Consider the following 20777-nt stretch of genomic DNA (forward strand, 5'->3'; position numbering starts at 1 on the left):
CGCTAGGCGGATGCCTGGCGCAGCAGCGGCGAGGAGGGCAGGAAACGGAACGCGGTTGACGCACCGACGAGGGTGGCTGCAATCGAGATCATCACGGCCTTGTAGGGCTCCACGCCCCAGGCCTCGGCCCAGGCCGCCACCCAGCCCGTGAACCATTGCACCAGGGCCACGCCCAGGAACATGGCCATGGTGAACAGCGACAGCGCGCGGCCGGTCATCTCGGGCGGGTAGGAAGCGCGCACATCGGCGTACTGCAGCACCGAATAGCCCGACAGCAGGCCCATGGCGAAGATCAGCGCCACATTGGTCCAGCCATGGTGCAAAAAGGCCATGAGCATGAACAGGCTGCCCATGAGCAGCGAGTAATTGGTGAGCCAGCGCCGGCGCCGTCCTGGGCCGGGGTCCATGCGCCCGAAAATCGCGGGGCTGAACAGCGAGATCATCGATACGACCAGCGCCACATTGCCGCTTTCCACCAGCGAAAAGCCATAGCGATGGATGAGCAGCGGCCCCAGCCAAAGGCCGCGCAGCGCCAGAAACGATGCATAGCAGGCCATGGCCAGCAGGACGATACCCAGCGTGTGCGGCAGCGTGAACAGCTCGGCCATGCGGCGTGCCGCCACGCCCCAGCTTTCCCGTGCGGCGGTCTGTGCTCCGCGGCGGGCGGGCTCGTGCACGCGCCACCAGATCAGCAGCCACGACAGGGCCGACATCACGGCCAGCAGCGCAAAGCCCGAGCGCCAGCCGAAATGCTGGACCAGCCAGGCCAGCGGCGTGCCTGTGAACAGCAGTCCCAAGCCGCCCACGCCCATGCCCACGCCCGACAGAAAGGCGAAGCGGTCCATGGGAAAGTGGCGCGAGATGAACATGGTGCAGGCCAGGAAGGCCGGCGAGCAGCCCACGCCGATCAGCAACTGGCCCACCATCAGCCAGCCGTAATTGGGTGCGGCGGCGGACAGTGCCGATCCCGCGATCGCCAGCGGAAACGACAGCAGCACCGTGCGGCGCAGGCCGTAGAGATCCATGCCGATGCCCATGAGCAGCTGGGCCACGCCGAAGGACAGGCCGAACAGGCCCGCAAAGGCCCCCAGCGACTGGGCCGTAAGCCCGAAATCCTGCTGCAGGCCGGTCGCCATGACCGAGGTCGTGGTGCGAAAGGCCTGGCTCAGCGCAAAGGCCGAGAGCAGGGCCAGCAGCATGGCCCACAGCAGCTGGCTGCGTGGCGGCGGTGCTGCGGTGGAGGTCTGCGAAGCCTCTGTGTGTGTGTTGTTGTGTGGGGGCTGTTGCGGCGCTGCGGACACGGTATTTCTCCTGGCGCCGCAGCTTACCCGTTTGCGCGCATGCGCGCTGTCGCCACCGCAGCGGTCTGCCGTCGGTGGCGCCCGCCAGTTCTTACAGCTCGGTGCGCAGCGCCCAGATTTCGGGGAACAGCACCACGTCCAGCATCTTGCGCAGGTAGCTGACGCCGCCGGTGCCGCCCGTGCCGCGCTTGAAGCCGATGACGCGCTCCACCGTGGTCAGATGGCGGAAGCGCCAAAGTCGGAAGGCGTCCTCGATGTCGGCCAGCTTTTCGCCGAGCTGGTACAGGTCCCAGTGCTGGTGGGGATCGCGGTAGACCGTGATCCAGGCCTGCTTGACGCCTTCGCTGGCCTCGTAGGGCTGGGTCCAGTCGCGCTCCAGCCGGTCGGCGGGCACCTCGATGCCCTCGCGCGCCAGCAGTTGCAGGGACACGTCGTAGAGCGAGGGCGAGCGCCATGCCGCCTCCACCTGGGCCAGCAGATCGGGCCGGTGGGCATGGGGCTGGAGCATGGCGGCATTCTTGTTGCCCAGGGAGAACTCGATGCAGCGGTACTGGTAGCTCTGGAAGCCGCTGGAGTTGGCCAGGTAGGGACGCATGGCCGTGTACTCGGGCGGCGTCATGGTGGACAGCACGGTCCAGGCGCTGACCAGTTGCTCCATGATGCGGCTGACGCGGGCCAGCATCTTGAAGGCGTCGGCGCGCGTGCCGCCTGCGATGGCGGCCGTGGCGGCGCGGACCTCGTGCAGCATCAGCTTCATCCACAGCTCGCTGGTCTGGTGCTGGATGATGAACAGCATCTCGTCATGCGCGGGCGACAGCGGGTGCTGGGCCGTGAGGATCTGGTCCAGGTGCAGGTAGTCGCCATAGCTCATGGACTGGCTGAAGTCCAGCTGGGCGCGCTCCTCTTTGACGATGGATTCGGTGCGGCCGGGGCTGTTCATGGGACAGCCGGAGTGTTCGGTGGTCATGTGGGAGTCTCGCAAGTCTCGATGCGGAAAATGCAGGGCGCAGCGTAACCGAATCCCGCGCAGCAATCCTGCGGCTTGCAAGAAGCGGGATGCGCGCCCGCGCCGGGCTGCGTAGAGTAGAGCATCCGATGACCCTGAAAGACATGCCGTGTCCCACCAAGCCATGAATCAAGCCAGCGATGCCCCTGCCAACCCCGCTGCCCTGGTGGCCCGATGCTGCCGCTGGCTGGAGACCGAGGAGCCGCCCCCCGCCCTGGGCGCGCTGGCAGAACGCTCGGGGCTGAGCCCCTGGCAGCTGCACCGATTGTTCAAGCAGGCCACGGGCCTCACGCCCAAGGCCTATGCCAAGGCGCACCGCGCGCGTGCGCTGCGCCAGGCGCTGCAGCCAGGCCAGAGCGACTCGGTCACCGATGCCGCCTACCTCAGCGGCTATGCGGCCAGCAGCAGTTTCTACCGCGACGCAGGCGCCATGCTGGGCATGGCGCCCGGCGACTACCGGCGCGGCGGCATGCGCCAGACCATCCGATTTGCGGTGGCCGAATGCACGCTGGGCAGCATCCTGGTGGCCAGCACCGATCGCGGCGTGTGCTGCGTGCTGCTGGGCGACGATGCCGAGGCCCTGGTCCAGGACCTGCAGCAGCGCTTTCCGCTGGCCGAACTGGTGGGCGGCGATGCCGGATTCGAGCACACCGTGGCCCAGGTCGTGGCCCTGGTCGAGCAGCCGCGCCGGGGCCTGGCACTGCCGCTGGATGTGCAGGGCACGGCCTTCCAGCAGCGCGTATGGCAGGCGCTGTGCGCCATTCCCGCCGGCCAGACCCTGAGCTATTCGGAACTGGCCCTGCGCCTGGGCATGCCCACGGGTGCCCGGGCCGTGGCCAGCGCCGTCGCGGCCAACCCCATTGCCGTGGCCGTGCCCTGCCACCGCGTGGTGCGCAATGACGGCAGCATCTCCGGCTACCGCTGGGGCGTGGAGCGCAAGCGCGCCCTGCTGCTGCGCGAGGCGCGCCAGGCGCAGGAGGCGGCTGGCAAGGACGCTGGGCACGCACCGCTGCGCCAGGCAGGAAGCGCATGAGCGGGCAGGGGCAGGGGCGAGGGCGTGGCACCGGCCAGACCTATCAGGCGCAGCAGCAACTGACGCTGCCGGCCGGCTACCGCATGACCGAGTTCTGGGGCTTTCACCGGCGCGATGCCCAGCGCCTGTCCGAATGCGATCTGCAGGATGGCGGCACCATCCGCATGCACAAGGGCCTGATGTGGAAAGGCCTTCCCACGCTGCTCACCCTGGAGCTGACGCAGCAGTGCGAAGAGGCGGCCGTGGTCCAGGCCCGATGGCACCTGCCCGCCGATGCGGGCGCAATCACCGGCATGGACGATGTGCTGGCCGCCATGCTGCGGCGCATGTTCGGACTGTCCCAGGATGTGGGGGAGTTCGAGCGCCGCTTTGGCCGCCATGAGCTGCTGGGACCGCTGCTGGCGCGCCAGCGGGGCCTGCATGTGCCCGCGGCCTGCACGCCCTGGGAGGCGCTGAGCTGGGCCGTCACCGGGCAGCAGATCAGCGTGGCGGCAGCCGTGTCGCTGCGCCGCCGCCTGATCGCTGCAGCCGGCCAGCCGGTGGCGCTGCACGATGGCCATGCCGACGCGCCGCAGCAGCTGTGGTGCATGCCGGAGGCCGCGCAGGTGGCGCAGCTGAGCGAGGACGACTTGCGCGCGGCCGGCTTTTCCCGAAGCAAGACCCATACGCTGCGCCTGCTGGCGCATGCCGTGCAGGCGGGCGAACTGCCGCTGGACGATTGGGCCGCCATGCCCGAGCTGCCCGCCAGCGAGATCAGCCGGCGGCTGCTGGCCCTCAAGGGCGTCGGCCCGTGGACCGTGAACTACATGCTGCTGCGCGGCTATGGCCACCTGGACGGCCCGTTGCACGGCGATGTGGCCGTGCGCCGCGCCTTGGCGCGGCTGCTGGAGACGGAATCCGTGGACGCCGCGCAGACCGAGTTGTGGCTGCGGGACTTCGCGCCCTGGCGCGCCCTGGTCGCGGCCCATCTCTGGGCCTCGCTGTCGTCGACGGCGTTCTGAAGGGCTGGCTCCAGGCTTCAGGTCACCGCATTGACGCGGTTGAACTCCGGCTTGCGCCATTCGCCCGATTCCAGCACCTGGCGCAGGTGCTCCACGGCATGCCAGACATCTTCGAATCCCACGTACAGCGGCGTGAAGCCGAAGCGCAGGATGTCCTTGTGCAGGCCCGTGCCGTCGCCCTTGCGGAAGTCGCCGATCACGCCGCGCGCGATCAGCGCCTGCACGATGGCATAGGCGCCGCTGTCCTTGCCGTCCACGCCCAGCCCCTCCTCGCGCGTGAGGCAGACCTGGGAGCCGCGCCGGCCGTGCTCGCGCGGCGTGGCCAGGCCCAGGCCGTGGCCCTGGCAGCGTTCCTCGACCAGGGCGATGAACAGGTCGGTCAGCGCCAGCGACTTGTTGCGCAGCGCGTCCATGCCGCCCAGCGGCTCCACGGCCGTGAACACGTCCAGGCCGCACTGCAGCACGCTCAGGCTGACCATGGGCTGGGTGCCGCACAGGTAGCGCTGTATGCCCTGGGCCGGGTGGTAGTCCGGCACGAACTTGAAAGGCTCGGCATGGCCGAACCAGCCCGACAGCGGCTGCCAGAAGCGGTTGATCAGGCGTGGATGGGCCCAGACAAAGGCCGGCGCACCGGGGCCGCCGTTGAGGTACTTGTAGCTGCAGCCGATGGCGAAGTCGGCATTCGCGCCCTTGAGATCGACAGGCACGGCGCCCGCGCTGTGGCACAGGTCCCAGACGCAGAGAATGCCCTTGCCCTGCGCGGCAGCCGTCACGGCAGCCATGTCGTGCATGGCGCCCGTGCGGTAGTTCACATGGGTGAGCATGCAGATGGCGACCTCGTCGGTCAGCGCATCGGCAATCTCCTCGGGTTCGAGCAGCACCAGCTCCAGGCCGTATTCCTGGCAGACCGACTGGGCGATGTAGAGGTCGGTGGGGAAGTTGCTGCGCTCGCTGATCAGGCGCTTGCGCTGCGGAGCGTCCTCGCGCGCGATGCGGGCCGCAGCCGTCAGCACCTTGTAGAGGTTGATGGAGGCCGTGTCGGTGAACACCAGCTCGCCCGCGCCCACGCCCAGCCAGGGGGCGAACTGGTCGCCCAGGCGCTGGGGCAGGCTGATCCATCCGGCATCGTTCCACGAGCGGATCAGGCCCTGCGCCCATTCCTGCTGCACCACCTCGGCCACGCGCGCGGCGGCGGCGCGGGGGCTGGCGCCCAGCGAATTGCCGTCAAGGTAGATCACGCCTTCGGGCAGCGTGAATTGGTCGCGCAGGGCGCGCAGCGGGTCTTGCGCATCGAGGGTGAGGCAGTCTTGCAGGCTCGTCACGGGGTCTCCTTGGGTATGGAAAAGGCGAAAGGCGAAAGGTGCGGCCCGGGAATCAGGCCAGGGCACGCAGCACGGCGCGCACGGGCGAGGCATCGGCCTCGACCAGCTTGAGCGGCAGGGCGATGAGCTCGTAGTCGCCCTCGGGCACCTCGTCCAGCACCAGGTTCTCCAGCACGCGCAGGCCGCGCCGGCGGATCACCTGGTGGCTGTCCAGGCTCTTGCTGCTGGCCGGGTCGATGCTGGCCGTGTCAATGCCGATGAGCTTCACGCCCAGGTCGGCCAGACGCTCGACCGTGGCCGGTGCATAGGCTGCCAGTTCCTGGTCCCAGGTGGCGGGGGCGCGCTCGTAGGTGCGCACCAGCACGCGTGCCGGAAGATGCTCCACGGCGTGGGCGATGTGCTCCCATTCGACCAGCGGTCCCTTGCCGATGGCGTGGATCACGCGGCAGGGGCCGAGGAAGGCGTCCAGGTCCACATGGCCAATGCTGGCGCCGTCCGCGTCATAGTGCAGCGGTGCATCGGCATGCGCTCCCACATGGGGCGACAGCGTGATGGCGCTGACATTGACCGGGCAGCCCGGCCCGATGGTGGCGCACCATTGCTGGCTGTAGGCCGTGTCGCCGGGAAAGACGGGGCTGGCGGCCTGCACGGCCGGGGAGATGTCCCAGAGTCTGCGGGTCATGGTTTCACTCCTTCGGGGCGGTTCGGGCGGCCTGTGCGCGCGGCCGGTACCACAGCGCATACACCAGGGCCAGCAGGCCCAGGAAGGGCAGGCCCGTGAGCAGCGTCATGTGGAAGACCTCGGTGAAATAGGTGGTGACGATCACGCCCAGCATCAGCGCGGCGCCGGCCAGTGTGAACAGCGGATAGCCCCACATGCGGAACTGCAGGCGCTGGCCCGGATGCTCGCGCGACCAGCGCGCGCGGAAAAACAGATGGGTCACGAAGATCATGAACCAGGTGAACATGGCGCCGAACATGGACACGGACATCATCCACAGCAGCGAGCCTTCGGGCTTCCACAGGTTCACGGCCACGGCCACGGCAATGCCCAGGCAGGAGATGGCAATCGCCGCCACGGGCACGCCGCGGCTGTTCAGCCGCCCGAACACCGAGGGCGCATAGCCGCCGCGCGACAGGCTGAACATCATGCGCGAGGTCACATACAGCTGGCTGTTCATGGCCGACAGCGCGGCCACCAGCACCACGAAGTTGATGATGCTGGCAGCGCCCGGGATGCCGATGATCTCCATCACCTTCACGAAGGGGCTCTTGTCCGTGCCGGCCTGCTGCCAGGGCACGATGGCCAGCATCAGCGCCAGCGTCAGCAGGTAGAAGATCACCAGGCGCGCCATGGTGGTGCGAAAGGCCCGGGTGATGGCGCGCTTGGGGTCCTCGGCCTCGCCCGCCGCCACGGCCACGGCCTCCAGGCTCAGGTAGCTGAAGATGGCGATGATCACGGCCACCCAGGTGCCCCACAGGCCCTTGGGGAAGAAGCCGCCATCGGCCGTGTAGTTGAAAAAGCCGATGCCCTGGGGCTGCGAGCCGAATACCACCCAGGCGCCGATCAGGATGAAGGCCACGATGGCGATGATCTTCACCATGGAAAAGCCGTACTCCACCTGGCCGAAGGCCTTGACGCTGCTGGCGTTGACGGCCACCAGCGCGCCCGAGAACACCACCACCCAGATCCAGCGCGGCACGTCGGGGAACCAGTAGCCCATGTAGATGCCTATGGCCGTCACCTCCATGCCCACGGCCAGCACCACGGCGGCCCAGTAGGCATAGCGGACCATGAAGCCGGCCATCGGGCTGATGTAGTGCTCGGCATAGGCGCCGAACGAGCCCGAGGTCGGATGGGCCACCGTCATCTCGGCCAGGCAGCCCATGAGCAGCAGCGAGATCAGCGCGCCGATGGCGTAGCTGACCAGCACGCTGGGGCCGGCGAAGCCGATGGCGAAGGCGCTGCCCATGAAAAGGCCGGTGCCGATGGCGCCTCCGATGGCGATCATCACCATCTGGGCGGCGGACAGCTGCTGGCGCAGGCCGGTTTCTCGTTGCTGAATGTCTTGGAAGGCGGCCATGGTGCGCGGCGGTTGGGGGCTGAAAGCGGAAGGCGTAAGTATCTGCGCTTTCACCGCCGGCCCCGGGCTGGCCGCTGCAAAACCATGGGAGGGTCCGGCTCAGGCTCCGCGTGCGTAGCAGCCCGGCGTCAGCGCATGGTGGGCCTTGAAGGCGCGCTGCAGGTGGGCCTGGTCGGCAAAGCCCATGGCATAGGCCGCATCGGACAGCGCCGCCCCCGTGGCCAGCAGGCGGCGCGCGCCGTTGATGCGCAGGTTCAGGCGGTAGCTGCCGGGCGTCATGCCCGTGGCCGCCTTGAAGCGGCGGATGAAGCGCGTGGCGCTCATGCCGCATTCCTGGGCCAGGGACTGCACGGTCAGGCCTGCATCGGGTCCTGCATGCAGGCGCTGCAGCGCGGGGGCCAGGGCCGCCGCATCGCCGGGCAGGGGCAAGGCTGCGGGCTGGGCACAGCGGTCCAGCAGGTGCTCCAGGCCCAGGGCCAGGCGGTCGGCGGCGGCCGCGCCATCGACGGGGCGGCACAGGCCATCCACCAGGCGGGCGATGTCCGCATCCGTGAGCGTGCGCCGGGGAAAGCGCAGCGCGGCCACGCCCAGCCGCGCGTGCAGCCAGTCGGCATCGACAAACAGCATGCGGTAGGACCATGGCGCGCCGGGGTCGGGATTGCAGGCATGCCAGGCGCCGGGCTCGATCAGCACCACGCCGCCCGCCTCCACGGGCTGCGGGCCGTGGGCATGGTGGAACACGGTGCGGCCCGCGTCCACGATGCCTATCGAATACTCGGCATGCATGTGGAGCCGAAAGCAATGCGGCGAGCGCGCGCTGTCGCGCAGCTCGGCCCAGGGAGCGGCCGGATGGCGGTGGAATCGGTGGGGAGAGGCTGAAGTCATGGCGGCCAGCCATCATGCCAGCATGGCCGCCACGCTGGCGACCAGCAGCAGGGCCAGCAGGCGGTGGAACAGGCGCTGGCGGCGTTCGGTGCGCAGCCAGCCCGAAAGCAGCTGCCCCAGCAGCGCCCAGCTGCCGACCCCCACCAGGCAGGCCAGCAGCGAGATGGCGCAAAACTGCAGCAGCGCCCACGGCGCATTCGCATGGGGCAGCACGAACAGGCCCACGCCGGCCAGCGCCACCAGCCAGGCCTTGGGGTTGAGCGTCTGCACGGCCGTGCCCTGCAACAGCGCTTGCAGCAAGGCCTGCAGCGTGCGCTGCGATCCGGCCTGCTGCTGCGCACCGGCCTGGCCCACAGGCGCGTTGGCCAGCCGCCAGGCCAGCCACAGCAGATAGGCGGCGCACAGCCACTGTGCGGCCGCAGACAGTTGCGGCAGCGTCTGCAGCAGCCACCGTGCGCCCTGGCCCATGACCCAGACCACGGCCGCATAGCTGGCGCTGGCGCCCAGCACATAGGCGGCAGAGACCAGGCGCGAGCGGGCTGCGCCGTGGCGCAGGGCCAGCACATTGACGGGGCCGGGCGTGATGGCACCCACGAGGGTGAAGACGCCCATGGCGAGCAGCGAGGAGGACATGAGATTTCGCGCGGACGCAGGACTGCACAAGGCACGCAGTCTCGTCCCGCACGCCGGCCCTGTATTGAACGCAATTGCGGGGCGCCGGCATGTCCGTCACAGCCTCTAGGGGAGCATGGCGTAGGCCACGATCTCCAGCTTCATGCCCGGCACCACCAGCGCCGAAATCCCCATGCTGGAGCGGTTGGGATAGGGTGCCTCGAAGAACTCGCGGTACACGGCGTCGATGGCCGGCATGTCGGCCACGTCGGTCATGTAGATCAGCACCTGGGTCACATGCGCCAGCGTGCCGCCTGCGGCCTGCAGCGCGTTGCGCAGGTTGGTGAAGGTCAGGCGCGCCTGCTGTTCGATGGGGCCGGTGTCGATGCTGCCGTCGGGCCGCACGGGGCCGTGGGCCGTGAACAGCATCTGGCCGCTGGCCTTGACGGCCCAGGAGAAGGGCTGCTTGAGCGGCGGCAGTCCCACGTCGATGATTTGCTTCATGGATTTCCTTGTGTTTTGACTACATGCGAAGGCATGGTGTTCTTGCGCCGGAAACTTGGCGCGGCCCATCGGCGGACGCCGAGCAAGGGCCTAGGCCGGCCGCGCCGCCCCGCAGCGATGGTGTCGTCCCGCGCCCGCGCAGCGAGAGCGGGGGAAGCGGCAAAGCCGCTCAGGGGTCACAGTTTCGTTCTCACGGACCAGATTTCGGGGAACAGCACCACGTCCAGCATCTTGCGCAGATAGCTGACGCCGCCCGTGCCGCCCGTGCCGCGCTTGAAGCCGATGACGCGCTCCACCGTGGTCACATGGCGAAAGCGCCACAGGCGGAAGGCGTCCTCGATGTCGGCGAGCTTTTCGCCGAGCTGGTACAGGTCCCAGTGCGACTGCGGGTCGCGGTAGACCTGGGCCCAGGCGGCCTCGACCTCGGGGCTGGCCGTGTAGGGCAGGGTCCAGTCGCGCTCCAGGTGCCGGGCAGGAATGGCCAGCCCCTGGCGTGCCAGCAGGCGCAGGGCCTCGTCGTACAGGGAAGGTGCGCGCCATGCGGCCTCCACCCGCGCCAGCAGGTCCGGGCGGTGGGCATGGGGCTGGAGCATGGCGGCGTTCTTGTTGCCCAGCGCGAACTCGATGCAGCGGTACTGGTAGCTCTGGAAGCCGCTGGAGCTGGCGAGATACGGGCGCATGGCCGTGTACTCGGTAGGCGTCATGGTGGCCAGCACGGACCAGGCGCCGACCAGCTGCTCCATGATGCGGCTCACGCGGGCCAGCATCTTGAAGGCATCTGCATGGCGGTCGGCCGCCACGGCGGCCGTGGCCGCGCCCAGCTCGTGCAGCATCAGCTTCATCCACAGCTCGCTGGTCTGGTGCTGGATGATGAACAGCAACTCGTCATGCGTGGGCGACAGCAGTTGCTGTGCGCCCAGGATGGCGTCCAGCTGCAGGTAGTCGCCATAGCTCATGGACTGGCTGAAATCCAGCTGCGCCCTTTCCTCGGCGACGATGCGCTCGGTCAGGCCGCCATGGACGGGGCAGCCGCTCATTGCGGCGACTCCAGCACCGTGGCAATGGCGTCGGCCACGTACTGCACGTTGGCGCCGGACAGGCCCGACATGCACATGCGGCCCGAGCGGATCAGGTACACGCCATGCTCGTCGCGCAGGCGGTGGACCTGGGGCTCGGTGATGCCTGTGTAGCTGAACATGCCGCGCTGGGTCAGCAGGAAGCCGAAGTCGCGCCGCTCGCCAAAGCGCTCCTGCAGCGCGCCGTGCAGCTGGGCGCGCATGTCCTTGATGCGCCCGCGCATCTGCGCCAGCTCCTGTGCCCATTGGGCGCTCAGCTCGGGCGATGCCAGCACCTGCTGCACCAGGCGTGCGCCACGGGTGGGTGGCGAGGAATAGTTGCTGCGCACCGTGGCCTTGAGCTGGCCCAGCACATTGCCGGCCGTGGACGCGTCGTTGCAGACCACGCTGAGGCCGCCCACGCGTTCGCCATACAGCGAGAAGTTCTTGGAAAACGAATTGGCCACGAAGGCCTGGGCGCCCGCGTCGGCCAGGGCGCGCACGGACCAGGCGTCTTCATCGAGCCCATCGCCAAAGCCCTGGTAGGCCATGTCCACGAAGGGGATCAGGCCGCGCTCCACGATCACCGGGATCAGTTGCTGCCACTGCTCGCGCGACAGGTCCACGCCCGTGGGGTTGTGGCAGCTGGCATGCAGCAGCACCACGCTGCCCGAGGGCAGTTCGCGCAGCGTCTGCAGCATGGCGTCGAAGCGCAGGCTGCCCGTGGCCGCGTCGTAGTAGGGATAGCTGTGGGTGCGCAGTCCCGCGCCCTGGAAGATGGCCAGGTGGTTGTCCCAGGTGGGATCGCTGAGCCAGACCTCGGCGCCGGGGAAATAGTGCTGGATGAAGTCCGCGCCCAGCTTGAGCGCGCCCGAGCCGCCCAGGGTCTGCACGGTGGCGATGCGCTGACTGCGCACGGCCTCATGACCGGCGCCGAACACCAGGTCCTGCACCAGCTGGCGGTAGGGAGCAATGCCTTCGATGGGCAGGTAGCCGCTGGGGCTTTGCTCGCGGGCCAGGGCATCGCCAGCCTGGCGCACGCAGTCCAGCACGGGCAGGCGGCCGGCCTCGTCGAAATACAGGCCGATGCTCAGGCTGACCTTGTCGGCGCGTGGGTCCTGCTGAAAGGCCTCCATCAGCGACAGGATGGGATCACCGGGGTAGGGCGGGACGTGGCTGAACATCGAGGCGCGGGCGGTATCGAGGGGGGCAAGAGTCGTCATGTGTCTAAGGCAGAGAGAGAAACGGGAGGCCGGATGTCACCGGGCGGGAACCTGGGCTTGGGTGGATGTTAGGGTCTGGGGTGGGGTTGGGGTCTGAGGGGAGGGCTGGCCGGCCGGCCGGCGATACCAGATGGCGTAGACGGCGGCCAGCAGCAGCAAAAAGGGCAGGCCCGTGAGCACGGTCAGGCGGAATACGTCGGTGAACAGCGTGGACACCAGGGCGGCCAGCATCAGCGCCGCGCCCAGCAGCGTCAGCACCGGAAAGCCCCACATGCGAAAGGCCAGCGGCTTGTTGCCCTGGCGCACCCAGTGGATGCGGAAGAACAGGTGGGTCACGAAAATCATGAACCACGTGAACATGGCGCCGAACATGGCCACGGCCATCATCAGCATGAAGGACTGCTCGGGATTGATGATGTTGAACAGCGTGGCCACGGCAATGCCCAGGCAGGACAGCAGCAGCGCCGGCAGCGGCACGCCGCGCGAGTTCACGCGGCCCAGCACGGCGGGCGCATGGCCGGCGCGCGAGAGGCTGAACATCATGCGGGTGGTGATGTACAGCTGGCTGTTCATGGCCGACAGGGCGGCCACCAGCACCACGAAATTGACCACGCTGGCCGCGCCGGGCAGGCCAATGATCTCCATCACCTTGACGAAGGGGCTGCCCTCCTTGCCGGCGGCCGACCACGGCACGATGGCCAGCATCAGCGCGATCGTGGCCAGGTAGAACACCACCAGGCGCACCATGGTGGAGCGGAAGGCGCTGGTGACGGCGCGCTGCGGGTCCTTGGCCTCGCCGGCGGCCACCGCGATCATCTCGATGCTCAGGTAGCTGAAGATGGCGATGATCACGCCCACCCAGGTCCCCCACAGGCCGTTGGGGAAGAAGCCGCCGTTGTTGACGTAGTTGGCAAAGCCCACGCCGTCCGGACGGGCGCCGAACACCACCCAGGCGCCGACCACGATAAAGGCCGCGATGGCGATGATCTTGATCATGGAGAAGCTGTACTCCACGGCGCCGAAGGCCTTGACGCTCATCATGTTCACGCCGATGAGCGCGCCCGAGAAGATCACCACCCAGGCCCAGCGCGGCACCTCGGGGAACCAGTAGCCCATGTACAGGCCCACGGCCGTCACCTCGGTGCCCACGGCCAGCACCACGCAGGCCCAGTAGGCATAGCGGACCATGAAGCCGGCCATCGGGCTGATGTAGTGCTCGGCATAGGCGCCGAACGAGCCCGAGGTCGGGTGGGCCACCGTCATCTCGGCCAGGCAGCCCATGAGCAGCAGCGAGATCACTGCGCCGATGGCATAGCTGATCAGCACGCTGGGCCCGGCAAAGCCGATGGCAAAGCCGCTGCCCAGGAACAGGCCGGTGCCGACGGCACCGCCGATGGCGATCATGGTCATCTGTCCGGCGGACAGCTGCTGTTGGAGTCCGGCTTCGCGCTGGACGATGTCTTCGAAGGCTGGCATGGGTTGTTGTCTCCGTTGCTGTGGGGGGCTTCGGAGGCGGATGCTATGGACGGCCTTCGCGGGACGTTTAGTAGTTATCCCTAAATCGACTTGATCTTGGATAAGTTATTCTGTGAAACATGAATTCATAGGTGGTTTATGCCAATCGACATCGACAGAACGGACCGGCTGCTGATCCGCGCCCTGCAGGACAACGCGCGGCTGACCTCGGGGGAGCTGGCGCAGCGTGTGCATTTGTCGCAGTCACCGTCATGGCGGCGCATCAAGCGGCTGGAGGACGAGGGCGTGATCACCGGCTACCACGCCGCGCTGAGCCGGCGCGCCATAGGTTTTGGCGTGCTGGCCTTCGTGATGGTGGGCATAGACCACCAGAACGAGGAGTCCTCGCGCCATTTCCAGGAAGCGGTCTGCGCCATTCCCGAGGTCGTGATGTTCCATGGCATCTCGGGGCCGGAGGACTTCCTGCTGGTCGTCGTGGCGCGCGATCTCGACGCCTATTCCGATCTGCTGCTCAGCCGCCTGCACCGGCTGCCCGGCGTGCGCCAGGTGCACACGCATTTCTCGCTGCAGGAATTCAAGGGACAGCTGGCGGGGCTGCCGGTGGAATGACGGCTGGTGGCGCCTGGCAGGCTGCTAGAGCAGGCCGCTGTCCAGCGCCTGCATGCCATGGCGCACGCGCACGCGGTTGCAGGCATCGCTGCCGGCGGCGAACTCGCGGCAGGGCGAGGGGCGCCATTCATAGATGCCGCAATGGGCCTTCTCGCCCACCTTGCCGACCAGGGCCGCGCAGCGGGGACGCGCCCAGTCGGTTCCGCGCATGCGGCAGGTGTGGTCGGTGACTTCCTCGGCCAGCCCGGCTGGCACGCGGCCGCCCTGCGCCTGCGACTCGTGCACGGAAAAGTCCACGCGAAACGACGCGCAGCAGGCGCCGCAGCTCAGGCAGGGATGGGTCATGGCGTGGGGAGGGGAGTGCGCAAAGGCCGTGTCGGCGTCGGCCGCCATTGTGCCGCGCGCCGCCCGCCTGGGCCCGCCAGGGGGCAAAGCCGGGAACGCAAAACCCTGTCCCGCACTCCGATACCATGCGCGGTCCCGCCGCCCGGGTTCGATCAAAATCAAAATGAGAATAAAAATCAATTGATACAACACGCCATGCATTCGATGAACCCCGCGACGGACGCTGCGGCTCCGTCCACGCTGTCCGCGCCTCCCATGTCCTCCTCTGCTGCCGTTGCCGCCGTTGCTGCCACCACGGCCATCACCCTTGATGCCCTGCCCCGCCAGGTATCGGCGCGCGTGGTCGAGCTCCATGCCGCACGCGATGCCAGCGAGCAGGAACTGCTGCTGCGGCTCATGGAGATCGGCTTTCTGCCCGGCGAGCCCGTGCGCATCCTGGCCGCGGGCTTTCCGGGCGACGACCCGCTGGCCGTGCGCGTGGGCCAGACCACGTTCGCTTTGCGCCGCCATGAGGCGGCCCTGGTGCGCGTGGCGCCGGAGGCGGTGGCATGAGCGCGTCGTCCTCTCCCAAACTCATCCAGCCGCTGCAGCCTGCCCAGGGCGGCGGCGGCAGCGGTGATTCCGCACTGCGCCTGGCCCTGCTGGGCAATCCCAACTGCGGCAAGACGGCGCTGTTCAACCTGCTGACCGGCGCACGCCAGAAGGTGGCCAACTACGCGGGCGTGACCGTGGAGCGCAAGGAAGGCTGGCTGAGCACGGCCAGCGGCCGGCGCGTGCGCGTGCTGGACCTGCCGGGCACCTACAGCCTGCATGCGCACAGCGAGGATGAGCGCATCACGCGCGACATCGTCTCGGGTCGCCATGCGCGCGAGGCGCCGCCCGAACTGCTGGTCTGCGTCACCGACGCCACCCATCTGCGCCTGAACCTGCGCCTGGTGCTGGAGGCCCAGCGCCTGGGCCTGCCCATGCTGCTGGTGCTCAACATGAGCGACATGGCCAGGCGCCAGGGCATCGATATCGACCGCGAGGCGCTGTCACGCGCCCTGGGCATGCCCGTGCTGTCCACGGTGGGCGTGCGCCAGGACGGCGCGCGCGAACTGCTGCAATGGCTGGACGGCCCCGAAGCCCGCGCCCTGGCGGCGCCGCAGCTGCAGGCCCCGGCCCGCCCGGGCGATGCGCGCGAGCAGGTGCTGGCCCTGCACCAGCAGGTGGCCCGCATCATGGCCGACTGCGTCAAGGAGCCCGTGGTGGACACCCGGCGCGACGACCGCATCGACGCCGTGGTGCTGCACCCGCTGTGGGGCATGCTGCTGCTGGCAGCCACGCTGTTCCTGATGTTCCAGGCCGTGTTCAGCTGGGCACAGCCGCTGATGGATGGCATCGAGGGCGGCGTTTCGGCCGTCTCGGCCCTGGTCAACGAGCACATGCCCGAAGGCGCGCTGCGCAGCCTGCTGGCCGATGGCGTGATCGCCGGCACGGGCGCCGTGCTGGTCTTCCTGCCGCAGATCCTGATCCTGTTCCTGTTCATCCTTGCACTCGAGGATTCGGGCTACCTGCCTCGTGCCGCCTTTTTGCTGGACCGCATCATGGGCAAGGTCGGCCTGTCGGGCCGCTCCTTCATTCCGCTGCTGTCCAGCTTCGCCTGCGCCGTGCCCGGCATCATGGCCACGCGCTCCATCACCAGCTGGCGCGACCGCCTGGTGACCATCATGATCGCGCCGCTGATGACCTGCTCGGCGCGCCTGCCGGTCTATGCGCTGCTGATCAGCGCCTTCATTCCCGAGCGCACGGTGGGCGGCATCTTCAACCTGCAGGGCCTGGTGCTGTTCGCGCTGTACGTGGCCGGCATCGCCAGTGCCATGGCCGTGGCCGGCGTGGCCAAGCTGGTGGGCCGCAGCGCCGGCCCCACGCCGCTGCTGATGGAGCTGCCCTCCTACCGCTGGCCCAGCCCGCGCAGCCTGGCCCTGGGCCTGTACGAGCGCGCCATGATCTTCCTGCGCCGCGTCGGCGGCATCATCCTGACCGTGAGCATCGTGCTGTGGTTCCTGGCCAGCTACCCGGCGCCGCCCGATGGCGTCACCGAAGCGGCCATCCGCTACAGCTTTGCAGGCCGCATCGGCGGCTGGCTGGAGGTGGTGCTGGCGCCGATCGGCTTCAACTGGCAGATCGCCATCGCCCTGGTGCCCGGCATGGCCGCGCGCGAAGTGGCCGTCAGTGCCATGGGCACGGTCTATGCACTGTCCGCTGCCAGCGACGAGGCCATGGCCGAGCAGCTGGGGCCGCTGATCGCCCATACCTGGTCCCTGGCCACGGCGCTGTCGCTGCTGGCCTGGTTCGTGTTCGCGCCCCAGTGCATTTCCACGCTGGCGGCCGTGCGGCGCGAGACCAATGGCTGGCGCTATCCGCTGCTGATGACGGGCTACCTGTTCGCGCTGGCCTACCTGGCCAGCTTCATCACCTACCGCGTGGCCCTCGCGCTGGGCGCGGGCTGAGGAGGGCATTGAGCATGTGGCAAAACATCATCGTGGGCGTGATCGTGATGGTGGCGGCCGTGTCCCTGGTCTGGCGCTACCTGCCGGCGCGTTGGCGGCTGAAGGCCGGTCAGCTGCATCCGTCGCTGGCGCCCAAGGACGGAGGCGGCTGCGGCGGCTGCAGCGCCTGCGGCGGAGACAGCTGCGCACCGGACAGGCGCCAGCCATAGCGCCAGATCGGTCGCCAGGCCGGTCGCCGGGCCTCCGGCCGGTTGCACGCTCAGGCAGCGGCCAGCCAGATGCGGGCGCCGTCATCCAGCGCAGGCAGGCCATGCGCCAGGCGCGCAGCGTTGCAGCGGTCCGTGCCCATCTCGAATTCCCGGCAGGTCGATGAGCGCTGCTCGTAGATGCTGCATGCCACCTGTTCGCCGCAGCGGCCCGTGAGGGCCGTGCAGCGCACGGGGCGGCGCTCGGTGCCGTTCATGCGCCAGCGGTTGCCGTGGACCTCATGGGCCAGTTCATCGGGAACGGTGCCGCCCATGGAGCGCAGTTCGTAGACGGAAAATTCGACACGGAAGTGTTCGCAGCAGACGCCGCAGTTCAGGCAGGGATGCAGGGCTTCGGACATGGAAGTTCTTCTTCGGGAGACAGCAGGGCACGCACAGGCTTGCCGCGCCCGGTGCCCGGGGCGGCGCATAAGGCTGGGAAGAGGGGGTGCGGCCCTAGGTATGGCCCTGGAGGAACTTCAGATAGAAGGTGTGGATGCGCACGAACAGCGCACGCACCCGGGCCGCGAAATGCCGGCGCGGCCCGAAGAAGGAGGGCACGCGCGTATGGCGTGCAATGTGCGGATGGCGCAATGCGCAGCCGCCCAACGGAAACACCGCCTGGGGGCGCTTGGCCTGCAGGCGGTGTCTGGAGTGTTCGTGGCTCAGGTGCATGGGTGTGGGGGAATGCGCCTGGGCCAAAGGAGTGGGCGTGATCAGCCCGGCTGGCGGCCCAGCAGCAGGTACTCCATCAGTGCCTTTTGCACGTGCATCCGGTTCTCTGCCTCATCCCAGACCACGGACTGCGGCCCGTCGATGACCTCGGCCTGCACTTCCTCGCCACGGTGGGCGGGCAGGCAGTGCATGAACAGGGCGTCGGCACGCGCGGCGGCCATCATCTCGGCATCCACGCACCAGTCGGCGAAGGCCTTCTTGCGGGCCTCGTTCTCGGCCTCGTAGCCCATGCTGGTCCACACGTCGGTGGTCACCAGGTCGGCGCCCTTGCAGGCATCCAGCGGGTCCTTGAAGACCTTGTAGCAGCCCTCGCGCGGCGCCTTGCCGCCAAAGGCCAGCTTCTCGTCCACTTCGTAGCCGCCCGGCGTGCTGACGTGGACGGTGAAGCCCAGCAGGTCGGCAGCCTGCAGCCAGGTGTTGGCCATGTTGTTGCCGTCGCCGACCCAGGCGACGGTCTTGCCCTGGATCGAGCCGCGGTGCTCGATGAAGGTGAAGATGTCGGCCAGGATCTGGCAGGGGTGGAACTCGTTGGTCAGGCCGTTGATGACGGGCACGCGCGAGTACTCGGCAAAGCGCACGATCTTGTCCTGGCCGTAGGTGCGGATCATCACCAGGTCGGTCATGCGGCTGATGACGCGCGCGCTGTCCTCGATGGGCTCGGCGCGGCCCAGCTGGCTGTCGCCCGTGGTCAGGTGGACCACCGAGCCGCCGAGCTGGTACATGCCGGCCTCGAAGCTCACGCGGGTGCGCGTGCTGGCCTTCTCGAAGATCATGGCCAGCGTGCGGTCGCTGAGCGTGTGGTGCTTTTCGTAGTTCTTGAACTTCTTCTTGATCAGGGCCGCGCGCTCGAGCACATAGGCGTACTCGTCGGCCGTGAAGTCGGAAAACTGCAGATAGTGCTTGATGGCAGTCATAGGCAGGTCCTCATTCGGACAGGAATTGCACGATCAGGGGCTTGAGCTTGGCGACCACTTCGTCGGCCTCGGCCTCGGTCATGATCAGCGGCGGCACCAGGCGCACCACGGTGTCGGCGGTCACGCTGAACAGCAGGCCGGCTTCGGCGCCACGGCCCAGCAGGGCGCCGCAGGGCTTGTTCAGCTCGATGCCGATGATCAGGCCCTGGCCGCGCACATCGACCACGCCCTTGACGTCGGCCAGCTCCTTTTGCAGCGTGGACTTCAGGCGGTCTCCCACCTTGGTGGCATGGGCCAGCAGGCCGTCTTCTTCCATGATGCGGATGGTTTCGATGCCCGCACGCATGGCCAGCGGATTGCCGCCGAAGGTGGAGCCGTGGTTGCCCGGCTGCAGCACGGTGGCCGCCTTGCCATGGGCGACGACGGCGCCGATGGGCACGCCCGAGCCCAGGCCCTTGGCCAGGGTCATCACGTCGGGGACGATGCCGGCCCACTGGTGGGCGAACCACTTGCCCGTGCGGCCCATGCCCGCCTGGACTTCGTCGAACATCATCAGCCAGCCGTTGGCATCGCACAGGGCGCGCACCTGCTGCATGTACTCGATGCGCATGGGGTGCAGGCCGCCTTCGCCCTGGATGGGCTCCATCATCACGGCCACCACGTCGGGGTTGCCGGCCGTGGCCTGCTGCAGCGCCTCGAAGTCATTGACCGGCACGCGCAGGAAGCCGTCGAGCAGCGGGCCGAAGCCGTCGCGCACCTTGGGGTTGCCCGTGGCCGTCATGGTGGCGATGGAGCGGCCGTGGAAGGCATGCTCGTAGACCACGATCACCGGCTTGGCGATGCCCTTGTCCACGCCGTACTTGCGCGCGATCTTGATGGCGGCCTCGTTGGCCTCCAGGCCCGTGCTGCAGAAGAAGACATTGGTCATCTTCGCGCGCTCGGTCAGCAGCTTGGCCAGCGTTTCCTGGCCGGGCACATGGTAGTAGTTGGAGGTGTGGATGAGCTTGGCCACCTGGTCCTGCAGCGCAGGCACCAGCTTGGGGTGGTTGTGGCCCAGCGTGTTCACTGCAATGCCGCCCAGCGCATCGAGGTACTGCTTGCCGTTGACGTCCCACACGCGGCAGCCCTGGCCTCGCTCCAGAGCGATCGGTACGCGGCCATAGGTGTTCATCACGTGGGGCGAGGCAGCCTCGATGAAAGCGGTCATTGCAAAAATCTCCTGAGCTGGAAAGTAAACGGCATCCGGGCGTTGCCGCCGCAGATGCCTGAAAAACAGCGAAGCCCGATTCTAGGGGCCGCGCAATGGCCTACCGTTGCGGTTTGCGCATCACAGCCATGCAATGAACCTACGCCACACTTGGTTAGTGCGCTGCACAACGGTCCAGCTCTTATATAAGAGATAAAATGCCTGCTTGGCCTGCCGGCAGCGATCCTGTCTGCGGGCTCTGACTTTTTTGAAGGACTTGCGCAAACAGGAAGTGGCAAGGTGCTGGGCCCCTTGGCAAGCCGCCTGTTTTGCTCCTTGTTGCACAAGTCGTATTTTGGTGCGCATCCTGATGGTCTCTCCCTCCAGCAAAGAACTGTTCATCCAGGGCATCACCCACGAAGGCAAGACTTTCCGGCCCAGCGACTGGGCCGAGCGGCTGGCAGGCGTCATGAGCCAGTTCCGCCCCGGTGGTGCCCAGCGCGGCAGCCACCTGAGCTACTCGCCCTGGTGTGTTCCCACAACGCTCAACGGCGTCAAGTGCGTGGTCGTGCATCGCGACCTGCGCGACTACGAGCCCATGGCCTGGGATTTCTGCCTGAATTTCGCCAAGGACAACAACCTGCAGGTTGCCGAAGCCTGCCTGATACCGGACGAGCCGGCCCGCTGAGGCCGGCTTCTTTTTTTGCGGGGCCGGTTCCCGCCCGATGTGAAGCGCGCCTGGGGTGCGT

The 20777-nt window shown here is 68.1% G+C and carries 23 protein-coding genes; 7 read left to right on the forward strand and 16 right to left on the reverse strand.

Translation table 11 applies throughout. The features are described 5' to 3' along the window. Window positions 1–2: 2 nt before the first annotated feature. Entirely contained in the window at window positions 3–1301 is a 1299-nt protein-coding gene (locus PO605_RS01110; RefSeq protein ID WP_016449002.1) for an MFS transporter, read from the reverse strand. Window positions 1302–1392: 91 nt separating this feature from the next. Beyond that, window positions 1393–2268, reverse strand: coding sequence for a tryptophan 2,3-dioxygenase (kynA, locus tag PO605_RS01115; RefSeq protein ID WP_034365327.1), 876 nt, complete (start codon window positions 2266–2268; stop codon window positions 1393–1395). Between the two features lie 163 nt (window positions 2269–2431). Here kynA (PO605_RS01115) and ada point away from each other — a divergent pair, with 163 nt between their 5' ends. Together ada and PO605_RS01125 are read left to right on the forward strand one after the other, a co-directional pair. After that, window positions 2432–3340 (forward strand): bifunctional DNA-binding transcriptional regulator/O6-methylguanine-DNA methyltransferase Ada, encoded by a 909-nt coding sequence (gene ada / locus PO605_RS01120; protein ID WP_017407564.1) that lies wholly within the window; start codon window positions 2432–2434, stop codon window positions 3338–3340. Continuing rightward, window positions 3337–4341: a DNA-3-methyladenine glycosylase family protein gene (locus tag PO605_RS01125; RefSeq protein ID WP_047474450.1), complete on the forward strand. Its 1005-nt coding sequence runs from the start codon at window positions 3337–3339 to the stop codon at window positions 4339–4341. Before ada ends, PO605_RS01125 begins: the two co-directional genes overlap by 4 nt. 17 nt (window positions 4342–4358) lie before the next feature. On the opposite strand, the gene kynU is transcribed toward PO605_RS01125, so the two are convergent. The 9 genes from kynU to PO605_RS01170 form a co-directional block, all read right to left on the reverse strand. Beyond that, window positions 4359–5663 carry a kynureninase gene (gene kynU, locus PO605_RS01130; protein WP_016452599.1) on the reverse strand — a complete coding sequence of 435 codons (1305 nt, stop codon included), beginning with the start codon at window positions 5661–5663 and terminating at the stop codon, window positions 4359–4361. A gap of 52 nt (window positions 5664–5715) precedes the next feature. Further along, window positions 5716–6345, reverse strand: a complete 630-nt coding sequence (kynB, locus tag PO605_RS01135) for an arylformamidase (protein ID WP_047325874.1) — start codon at window positions 6343–6345, stop codon at window positions 5716–5718. A gap of 4 nt (window positions 6346–6349) precedes the next feature. Further along, on the reverse strand, window positions 6350–7747 hold the full coding sequence (locus tag PO605_RS01140; RefSeq protein WP_016448996.1) for an amino acid permease: 1398 nt from the start codon (window positions 7745–7747) through the stop codon (window positions 6350–6352). A gap of 99 nt (window positions 7748–7846) precedes the next feature. Next, a complete protein-coding gene (locus PO605_RS01145; RefSeq protein WP_016448995.1) occupies window positions 7847–8632 on the reverse strand; it encodes a helix-turn-helix domain-containing protein in 786 nt (261 codons plus the stop codon). 12 nt (window positions 8633–8644) lie between these two features. Further along, a complete protein-coding gene (locus PO605_RS01150) occupies window positions 8645–9265 on the reverse strand; it encodes a LysE family translocator (protein ID WP_047471637.1) in 621 nt (206 codons plus the stop codon). A 105-nt stretch (window positions 9266–9370) separates the two neighbouring features. Continuing rightward, complete coding sequence (locus PO605_RS01155) at window positions 9371–9748, reverse strand: RidA family protein (protein WP_013803668.1); 378 nt, start codon at window positions 9746–9748, stop codon at window positions 9371–9373. Window positions 9749–9924: 176 nt separating this feature from the next. After that, window positions 9925–10785 carry a tryptophan 2,3-dioxygenase gene (kynA, locus tag PO605_RS01160; RefSeq protein WP_047471633.1) on the reverse strand — a complete coding sequence of 287 codons (861 nt, stop codon included), beginning with the start codon at window positions 10783–10785 and terminating at the stop codon, window positions 9925–9927. Continuing rightward, window positions 10782–11987: an amino acid aminotransferase gene (locus PO605_RS01165; RefSeq protein WP_197065132.1), complete on the reverse strand. Its 1206-nt coding sequence runs from the start codon at window positions 11985–11987 to the stop codon at window positions 10782–10784. Before PO605_RS01165 ends, kynA (PO605_RS01160) begins: the two co-directional genes overlap by 4 nt. 75 nt (window positions 11988–12062) lie before the next feature. Further along, window positions 12063–13502, reverse strand: a complete 1440-nt coding sequence (locus tag PO605_RS01170; RefSeq protein ID WP_272205793.1) for an amino acid permease — start codon at window positions 13500–13502, stop codon at window positions 12063–12065. A gap of 138 nt (window positions 13503–13640) precedes the next feature. Between PO605_RS01170 and PO605_RS01175 the strand changes: the two genes are divergently transcribed. After that, on the forward strand, window positions 13641–14111 hold the full coding sequence (locus tag PO605_RS01175) for an Lrp/AsnC family transcriptional regulator (RefSeq protein ID WP_016448991.1): 471 nt from the start codon (window positions 13641–13643) through the stop codon (window positions 14109–14111). A gap of 24 nt (window positions 14112–14135) precedes the next feature. On the opposite strand, the gene PO605_RS01180 is transcribed toward PO605_RS01175, so the two are convergent. Further along, window positions 14136–14456 (reverse strand): YkgJ family cysteine cluster protein, encoded by a 321-nt coding sequence (locus tag PO605_RS01180; protein WP_026062772.1) that lies wholly within the window; start codon window positions 14454–14456, stop codon window positions 14136–14138. A gap of 195 nt (window positions 14457–14651) precedes the next feature. Between PO605_RS01180 and PO605_RS01185 the strand changes: the two genes are divergently transcribed. The 3 genes from PO605_RS01185 to PO605_RS01195 are packed head-to-tail and all read left to right on the forward strand — an operon-like array spanning window position 14652 to window position 17157. Continuing rightward, window positions 14652–15008, forward strand: coding sequence for a FeoA family protein (locus PO605_RS01185; protein ID WP_016448989.1), 357 nt, complete (start codon window positions 14652–14654; stop codon window positions 15006–15008). Further along, entirely contained in the window at window positions 15005–16948 is a 1944-nt protein-coding gene (gene feoB, locus PO605_RS01190) for a ferrous iron transporter B (protein ID WP_016448988.1), read from the forward strand. Before PO605_RS01185 ends, feoB begins: the two co-directional genes overlap by 4 nt. Window positions 16949–16962: 14 nt before the next feature. Beyond that, on the forward strand, window positions 16963–17157 hold the full coding sequence (locus PO605_RS01195) for a hypothetical protein (RefSeq protein WP_047474007.1): 195 nt from the start codon (window positions 16963–16965) through the stop codon (window positions 17155–17157). A 50-nt stretch (window positions 17158–17207) separates the two neighbouring features. On the opposite strand, the gene PO605_RS01200 is transcribed toward PO605_RS01195, so the two are convergent. The 4 genes from PO605_RS01200 to PO605_RS01215 form a co-directional block, all read right to left on the reverse strand. After that, complete coding sequence (locus PO605_RS01200) at window positions 17208–17555, reverse strand: YkgJ family cysteine cluster protein (protein ID WP_016448986.1); 348 nt, start codon at window positions 17553–17555, stop codon at window positions 17208–17210. A 94-nt stretch (window positions 17556–17649) separates the two neighbouring features. Then, complete coding sequence (locus PO605_RS01205) at window positions 17650–17868, reverse strand: hypothetical protein (protein ID WP_016448985.1); 219 nt, start codon at window positions 17866–17868, stop codon at window positions 17650–17652. 41 nt (window positions 17869–17909) lie between these two features. Continuing rightward, window positions 17910–18842 carry an ornithine carbamoyltransferase gene (gene argF / locus PO605_RS01210; RefSeq protein WP_016448984.1) on the reverse strand — a complete coding sequence of 311 codons (933 nt, stop codon included), beginning with the start codon at window positions 18840–18842 and terminating at the stop codon, window positions 17910–17912. A 10-nt stretch (window positions 18843–18852) separates the two neighbouring features. Next, the gene (locus PO605_RS01215; RefSeq protein WP_016448983.1) at window positions 18853–20049 is read right to left on the reverse strand and encodes an aspartate aminotransferase family protein; all 1197 of its coding nucleotides are present in this window, start codon (window positions 20047–20049) and stop codon (window positions 18853–18855) included. Between the two features lie 349 nt (window positions 20050–20398). Between PO605_RS01215 and PO605_RS01220 the strand changes: the two genes are divergently transcribed. Then, on the forward strand, window positions 20399–20716 hold the full coding sequence (locus PO605_RS01220) for a DUF3579 domain-containing protein (protein WP_012204103.1): 318 nt from the start codon (window positions 20399–20401) through the stop codon (window positions 20714–20716). The last annotated feature ends 61 nt before the right edge of the window (window positions 20717–20777 follow it).

This window comes from Delftia sp. DT-2, from assembly GCF_028401915.1.
Taxonomy (GTDB): domain Bacteria; phylum Pseudomonadota; class Gammaproteobacteria; order Burkholderiales; family Burkholderiaceae_C; genus Comamonas; species Comamonas tsuruhatensis.

Bases quoted from the DNA above. Each gene is read 5' to 3' on its own strand.
- kynA (WP_034365327.1), bottom strand. From the start codon at position 2,268: ATGACCACCGAACACTCCGGCTGTCCCATGAACAGCCCCGGCCGCACC.
- ada (WP_017407564.1), top strand. From the start codon at position 2,432: ATGAATCAAGCCAGCGATGCCCCTGCCAACCCCGCTGCCCTGGTGGCC.
- PO605_RS01125 (WP_047474450.1), top strand. From the start codon at position 3,337: ATGAGCGGGCAGGGGCAGGGGCGAGGGCGTGGCACCGGCCAGACCTAT.
- kynB (WP_047325874.1), bottom strand. From the start codon at position 6,345: ATGACCCGCAGACTCTGGGACATCTCCCCGGCCGTGCAGGCCGCCAGC.
- PO605_RS01140 (WP_016448996.1), bottom strand. From the start codon at position 7,747: ATGGCCGCCTTCCAAGACATTCAGCAACGAGAAACCGGCCTGCGCCAG.
- PO605_RS01145 (WP_016448995.1), bottom strand. From the start codon at position 8,632: ATGACTTCAGCCTCTCCCCACCGATTCCACCGCCATCCGGCCGCTCCC.
- PO605_RS01150 (WP_047471637.1), bottom strand. From the start codon at position 9,265: ATGTCCTCCTCGCTGCTCGCCATGGGCGTCTTCACCCTCGTGGGTGCC.
- PO605_RS01155 (WP_013803668.1), bottom strand. From the start codon at position 9,748: ATGAAGCAAATCATCGACGTGGGACTGCCGCCGCTCAAGCAGCCCTTC.
- kynA (WP_047471633.1), bottom strand. From the start codon at position 10,785: ATGAGCGGCTGCCCCGTCCATGGCGGCCTGACCGAGCGCATCGTCGCC.
- PO605_RS01165 (WP_197065132.1), bottom strand. From the start codon at position 11,987: ATGTTCAGCCACGTCCCGCCCTACCCCGGTGATCCCATCCTGTCGCTG.
- PO605_RS01170 (WP_272205793.1), bottom strand. From the start codon at position 13,502: ATGCCAGCCTTCGAAGACATCGTCCAGCGCGAAGCCGGACTCCAACAG.
- PO605_RS01175 (WP_016448991.1), top strand. From the start codon at position 13,641: ATGCCAATCGACATCGACAGAACGGACCGGCTGCTGATCCGCGCCCTG.
- PO605_RS01180 (WP_026062772.1), bottom strand. From the start codon at position 14,456: ATGACCCATCCCTGCCTGAGCTGCGGCGCCTGCTGCGCGTCGTTTCGC.
- PO605_RS01185 (WP_016448989.1), top strand. From the start codon at position 14,652: ATGCATTCGATGAACCCCGCGACGGACGCTGCGGCTCCGTCCACGCTG.
- feoB (WP_016448988.1), top strand. From the start codon at position 15,005: ATGAGCGCGTCGTCCTCTCCCAAACTCATCCAGCCGCTGCAGCCTGCC.
- PO605_RS01195 (WP_047474007.1), top strand. From the start codon at position 16,963: ATGTGGCAAAACATCATCGTGGGCGTGATCGTGATGGTGGCGGCCGTG.
- PO605_RS01200 (WP_016448986.1), bottom strand. From the start codon at position 17,555: ATGTCCGAAGCCCTGCATCCCTGCCTGAACTGCGGCGTCTGCTGCGAA.
- PO605_RS01205 (WP_016448985.1), bottom strand. From the start codon at position 17,868: ATGCACCTGAGCCACGAACACTCCAGACACCGCCTGCAGGCCAAGCGC.
- argF (WP_016448984.1), bottom strand. From the start codon at position 18,842: ATGACTGCCATCAAGCACTATCTGCAGTTTTCCGACTTCACGGCCGAC.
- PO605_RS01215 (WP_016448983.1), bottom strand. From the start codon at position 20,049: ATGACCGCTTTCATCGAGGCTGCCTCGCCCCACGTGATGAACACCTAT.
- PO605_RS01220 (WP_012204103.1), top strand. From the start codon at position 20,399: ATGGTCTCTCCCTCCAGCAAAGAACTGTTCATCCAGGGCATCACCCAC.